Annotated in this window: 6 protein-coding genes and 3 pseudogenes; 3 read left to right on the top strand and 6 right to left on the bottom strand. The window is 46.6% G+C overall.

The annotated features are described in order from the left end of the window. The 3 genes and pseudogenes from C7N83_RS15405 to C7N83_RS12860 all read right to left on the bottom strand — a co-directional run. Positions 1–290: pseudogene (locus tag C7N83_RS15405) on the bottom strand (hypothetical protein); the annotation flags it as partial. 86 nt (positions 291–376) lie between these two features. Then, the gene (locus C7N83_RS12865) at positions 377–565 is read right to left on the bottom strand and encodes a hypothetical protein (protein WP_106743129.1); all 189 of its coding nucleotides are present in this window, start codon (positions 563–565) and stop codon (positions 377–379) included. Positions 566–699: 134 nt separating this feature from the next. Next, positions 700–1,348, bottom strand: a pseudogene (locus tag C7N83_RS12860) (IS1595 family transposase). A 223-nt stretch (positions 1,349–1,571) separates the two neighbouring features. Between C7N83_RS12860 and C7N83_RS12855 the strand changes: the two are divergent. From C7N83_RS12855 to C7N83_RS12845, 3 genes and pseudogenes are all read left to right on the top strand, one after another. Next, complete coding sequence (locus C7N83_RS12855) at positions 1,572–2,060, top strand: dihydrofolate reductase (protein ID WP_106743127.1); 489 nt, start codon at positions 1,572–1,574, stop codon at positions 2,058–2,060. A gap of 488 nt (positions 2,061–2,548) precedes the next feature. Continuing rightward, a complete protein-coding gene (locus tag C7N83_RS12850; RefSeq protein ID WP_106743126.1) occupies positions 2,549–3,115 on the top strand; it encodes an outer membrane protein in 567 nt (188 codons plus the stop codon). Positions 3,116–3,184: 69 nt separating this feature from the next. Beyond that, positions 3,185–3,805, top strand: a pseudogene (locus C7N83_RS12845) (IS1595 family transposase). A 74-nt stretch (positions 3,806–3,879) separates the two neighbouring features. On the opposite strand, the gene C7N83_RS15400 reads toward C7N83_RS12845, so the two are convergent. Genes C7N83_RS15400 through C7N83_RS15390 form a run of 3 tightly spaced genes read right to left on the bottom strand, consistent with a single transcriptional unit; the run spans position 3,880 to position 4,995 of the window. Beyond that, positions 3,880–4,209 (bottom strand): GlgC family sugar phosphate nucleotidyltransferase, encoded by a 330-nt coding sequence (locus tag C7N83_RS15400; RefSeq protein ID WP_211296665.1) that lies wholly within the window; start codon positions 4,207–4,209, stop codon positions 3,880–3,882. A 9-nt stretch (positions 4,210–4,218) separates the two neighbouring features. Continuing rightward, entirely contained in the window at positions 4,219–4,608 is a 390-nt protein-coding gene (locus C7N83_RS15395; RefSeq protein WP_211296664.1) for a sugar phosphate nucleotidyltransferase, read from the bottom strand. Positions 4,609–4,623: 15 nt separating this feature from the next. Next, complete coding sequence (locus C7N83_RS15390) at positions 4,624–4,995, bottom strand: sugar phosphate nucleotidyltransferase (protein WP_211296663.1); 372 nt, start codon at positions 4,993–4,995, stop codon at positions 4,624–4,626. Positions 4,996–5,282: the final 287 nt, after the last annotated feature.

Raw genomic sequence — 5,282 nt, 5'->3', positions numbered from 1 at the left:
CCCTTGGGCGGCGCATAACCGTAAGGCCTATGCTGGGCATGCTTGAAACCGCCCTCATCAAGATAAACAATCTTTCGTTTCTGCTCTGTAAAAACAACCGGCCGCTTTAAGAATTCTGCTCTTTTTCCTGCGTTTTCCTGGGGCGTTTGTTGCACTTTTTTATGGGTGATACCGAGTTGTTTCAATGCATAGGAAAGGGACGATTGCGCACAGTTGGCGCGCAAAAACCTTCTACAGCAGATGTCGGTATCGACGACATAAATCTGCAATTGCAGAAAATCAGGCGCCAACGCGCGGATGCTGTCGGCACTGTCGCTTAATCAGTGGATCAGCGTGGTGACAATAACCTGCTGATAGCCTTTTGTTTGATTAAATATTAAAAGGTATTGCGCAATAAATCCTGCGGTAGCGGCGTAGTGGAAACATCGTCGTCTAAATGGTTTTGCCGCCAATCACAATAATCACGGTTGTTAATTTCGATACCATCGGCTAACTGACGCACGCGCCAATCCACATGTAACGGCAAAATCTGCACCAAGCTGTGACGGTCTAACGCTTCGCCCAACGAACCGATTGAAGTTGGACATCAACGAACAGCGGTAAAGCGAATAAGAACTTGGTGTAATATCTCTCTGCATTCACTCAAGCACCTATAAAACATAAATAAATGGTCATAATTTATAATGGGGCTGACGCAGATTAGCCCCAAACACCACACCATTTCCGCAGCATTTCAAGCTGCCCGCGGACGGTACACCAAAGTTAAAGCGGAACCCGCATCCTTTCAAGGGCAGCGGGAAAGGTTTACGGCCAACCTCATTGTATTTGCGCAAGACGCACCTAGCCCGGTTCCAACAATTTCCAATGCCGCCGATAGGGTTTTGACGGTCTGCAAAAAGCTGTGAACGGTTGATGCGCTGCCCGCATCAAGCACGCCACAGCCCCTGTCACTACCGGTATAAACAATGCTGTCAGGTGTTGTTTACTGTTTGATAACCGGAAATAAGGCATCCTTCCCGTTATCCCCCGCAACGGCGGTACCAACCTTTCCTTGCCGCTTTAAGGTGCCGGATACAGCCGTTTTTCCTGCTGCTGCACATCTGCGTTTGCCCTTACGCCGACCGCCGAAATAACCCCCGTCCGGCCCGGTAGAGCCTCTGAAAACCCCGCCGGCTTCCTGCGCCAAATGACAGGCAGCCACTTGGCGGGTTTTACGGTAGGACAACATAGCCCAACCGGGCCGGATACCCAGAATATCAGCGGCTGCACGGGCCATTACTTTCGGTATAAAAAACCGGAGAAGTTTTCTTTGGGGATTATTTGTTAATTTGCAATTGGTTATCTTTATTTTTACAGTCTGACATGACTGCCAATCTGCTTCAGCCCCTTTATAATAAATGATCTTAAATTGCACTATCTATATTTTTTTTATTTATAATAATGGATTTAATTAAATACCATACCTGCTGCGGGTATTTATTCTTTTTCCCAAAGTTTTCAGATGGCCTGATTTTTTTTGCCCCAATCGTTTACAATCAAATCCCAATATTTTCATCGAAAAGAGCACGTTTATGCAGAAAATTACTTTGATTGCCGCCTATGCCGAACACCGCTGTATCGGCATCAGCAACACCATGCCATGGTATTTGCCGGAAGATTTTGCCTTTTTCAAACACTATACCAGCGGCAAACCGGTGGTCATGGGGCGCAAAACATGGGAATCGCTGCCGAAAAAACCATTGCCCGATCGGCGCAACATCGTCATCAGCCGCCAAACAGACTATGCAGCTGAAGGGGCGGAGGTGGCGGCAAGTTTGAGCGAAGCTTTGGCTTTATGTGTTGATGCACCCGAAATCATCATCATGGGCGGCGCGCTGATTTACGCCCAAGCCCTGCCGTTGGCCACTGATTTGCGCCTGACTGAAGTCGCCTTAAACGTGGCGGACGGCGATGCGTTTTTCCCTGAATTTTCTGCCGACGACTGGCTGGAAACCACCCGAGAACACCACACCAGCACGAAAGGCATAGCTTATGCTTTTGTGCATTATCAACACCGATAATGAATTACTTTTCAACCAGGACGGAGATGACCCCTTGTCATACTGCCTCATATTCCTTATTCTATTCTCATTCAAGCTTAATTCATAACTAAGTTGTCTGAAACCTGATTTCAGACAGCCTTTCGTATGGTTCGCGGTTGTGTTCGCATCTGATGGCTCAATAAAGACACATTCTTGAATGTAAATTAAAATTTAGAATGATTTCTCTAATTCTTTGTTGATCTCGCCCTACTATTTTTTCAGACAGTATCATCCGCTTGAAAATCAGCTTTTTTTTCAGGCAGCTAAACCCAAACCCTACATTCTGCAAAATAGTCACACGTTCGACATTATTTCAAAACCTGCCGAAATTACAAATGTTAAACCGCTGCTCAAAAGCGTAATCCGAAAGCAAAGCCGCTTGCAGGCCGTCTGAAACATCACGATACTGACACCATCGAAGGCGACAGCGCTTTCCTTTTTTTTCTTTTCTTGAAGGAGCAGATATCATGAAAAAAACGTTATTGACCACTTTGTTTTTGACTGCCGCCGCTGCCGCCGCTGCCGCACCGTTCAACACCAACACCGGCACATTTATCGGTACCGCCGTTGAAATCGGTGCAGGCGCGACAAAAAGTGATTTTAAAAACAGTAGCTTGAACGAAAAATATAAAGCCGACATGACGATTCGCAGCAGCCACAACGTGCAATTCGGCAATACTAACTGGATTGGTGGTGCCGAAGTAGCCGTGAAACCATTGCACCGCACCGTTAGCAGCAGCGCGGCTGGTGATGTGAAACAAAAAGTCGATGCCGGTGTATCTTACATTCAAGGCTACCGCCTGACTGATGACGTGATGGCTTACGGTAAAGTCGGCTACCATTACGGTAAATTTGAAGGACCTTACAATACCAATAAAAACATGAACGGCATAGGCTACGGTGTAGGCGTGAAATATGCGGCTGCACCGAATGTCGAAGTCGGCGCGGAGTGGGAACAAACCCGCTTCAAGAAAAACGATGTGAAAATCAACAACAACGGCATTATGGCAACCGTCGCTTACCGTTTCCGTTGATCTCCATGCTTAAATCGGTTTAATCTTTAGGGTCTGACGCAGATGAGCAATCGGGTTATACATTAAAAAATGAAGGTAACCCATTGCAAACCAAGCAAACCTACACGGAAAAAATTCTTCAATTTTCTGTATCGGAAGTAACGGCCCGTGCAGCTGCCGGTATGCCCGGTATCCGGCCTGATTCCGCCCTGTTGTTTTACCGTAAAATCCGCCAAACCATCGCTTACCGTTCAGAACTTCGGGCAGATGAAATTTTTGATGGCCCGGTTGAATCAGACGGGGACTGTTTTGGCAGGCAGTGCAAAGGCAAACGCGGTCGGGGTGTTACAGGTAAAGTGGCTTTTTTGGCATTCTAAAACGACAGGGTAAGGTTTAACCGTTGTCGTTAAAGGTAACTTTATGCCGGTTATTAAATGAAAACCATTGCCTGGCGGCATTGTTTATCCCGATTGCTGCAAAAGCCGTGATGTGTTTGACGTGGGTGAATCCACTTGTCACCGTATCAGTCACTGTACGCATTTTGTAGGGCGGCAAAACCACATTGACGGGATGGAAAACTTTTGAGACCGGGCAAAGCGCATGCTACAGAAATAGAATGGAATTGACCGGAAATCTTTTCCATTATTCCGGAAAGAATGCGGGTTTCGTTTTAACTTTGGCGCACCAAAAGAACAACTGTGTGATATTTAGGGCTAATCTAGTCAGCCCCTATACAAAAGTATTATGGCCCACAGAATCATAACCTTAAGGCATGCACGCGTTTTTCAATTATGAGGCTGTCTGAAAAAATGATAGAGGATATATAAAATCACTAAAAAACCAAAGCAAATACAATCCAGCTGCCACCCCTTCCGCAGCCGCCCAACCGAGCAAGCCGAATCTTCGTTGACCGTAATACGCTTGAACAAAACCGACGAGCTGATTTCCGCATCGGTAATCAAACAACCGACGCTGATCATCGAATTGTTGATGGTGCGTTCGTGTTGGTGTTTTTTGTAGAAAAACTTGCTCAGCATCAATTGCGACGGTAAACCGCGTATCAGCCAAGAATGGTCGAACAAATTCAGCTGCAAATATTCGGCCGCCAAATCCATGTGTACATTTCAATAACTGTCGAACGCACCCTCGTCGCGCCAGTAAATGCCGTCCTCGGTATTGCGGCCTATGCATAAACGTTTGAACAGACGGACATACAGCACGCCGTCTTTCAGGGCTTTGGGAATAATGTCTTTCCGGAAATCATGGCTGGTATAGTCGATCTTGACTCCGCATTCCAGCATTCCATAAAAGTAATCGACATCGAACACACAAATCCCCATCGACGAACCCGGTTTCTCGTGCATGACCGGCGGGTCGGCCGGTTTTTCCACAAATGCCTGCACTTTGAGATGCCCGTCCACCGCTATCACACCAAATTCTTTCGTTTTGCTGCGCTTTACTTCAATTGAGCCAATCGTGCATTTGGCACCGCTCGAAATGTGGTCGCGAATCATCTGTATCAGTCCATTTTATAAATGCGGTCGTCCGTCAAAATTAAAATGTATTTTGGTTTGTAGTGTTCTTTCATCAAGGCGACGTTTTGCCACACCGATTGGCGATACCGCGATACCACATGTTTTCATCAATCTGCTGGCAGGTAACATATCGACAAAGTAACTGCACTCGCGCGGCATAAATGACCACGCGTGCTGTAAGTGGCGCAGCAGAGAATGTGCTCCGTATTGGGTAATCACGCCGATTTTAAAAAAATTGGGATTGAAGCAGTTGGACAGCGTAAAGTCGGTAATGCGCCAGTTGCCGCTGAAATAAACGGTAGGTTTGGCGCAACGGTCGGTCATTCCCCGCAAGCGAGAACCGTGGCCGCCTGCCAGAATCAACACCAGCGTGCCATCGGCGATGGCAGCTGTGTTTTAAGGGCGATTGAGACTGTACGCTGGCGGAATGAATTTTTGTGCCATGCTGGTTGTTTCGCCTGTAATTTAATCGGATATTTATCTTGGGCAGCTTTTTATACGTGTAGAGAACATGTCCTGTTTCTGTATTCGCAAGATTTTCAGCTGCTCTTTTGGTGCACCGGAGTTAAAACGAAATCCGCATGCTTTTTAAAAAATAAAGGGAAAGATTTCCGGTCAATTCCGTTGTATCTTGTCAGCATGCGTTTTGCCTG

It is taken from the genome of Neisseria iguanae, assembly GCF_003013245.1.
Lineage (GTDB): Bacteria > Pseudomonadota > Gammaproteobacteria > Burkholderiales > Neisseriaceae > Neisseria > Neisseria iguanae.
Note: the sequence above shows the minus strand (reverse complement) of the source record. Positions and strands in the feature narration are given on the sequence as shown.

What these genes read in the sequence shown, in the direction of transcription:
- C7N83_RS12855 (WP_106743127.1), top strand. Translation starts at nt 1,572, where the DNA reads ATGCAGAAAATTACTTTGATTGCCGCCTATGCCGAACACCGCTGTATC.
- C7N83_RS15400 (WP_211296665.1), bottom strand. Translation starts at nt 4,209, where the DNA reads ATGGATTTGGCGGCCGAATATTTGCAGCTGAATTTGTTCGACCATTCT.
- C7N83_RS15395 (WP_211296664.1), bottom strand. Translation starts at nt 4,608, where the DNA reads ATGATTCGCGACCACATTTCGAGCGGTGCCAAATGCACGATTGGCTCA.
- C7N83_RS12850 (WP_106743126.1), top strand. Translation starts at nt 2,549, where the DNA reads ATGAAAAAAACGTTATTGACCACTTTGTTTTTGACTGCCGCCGCTGCC.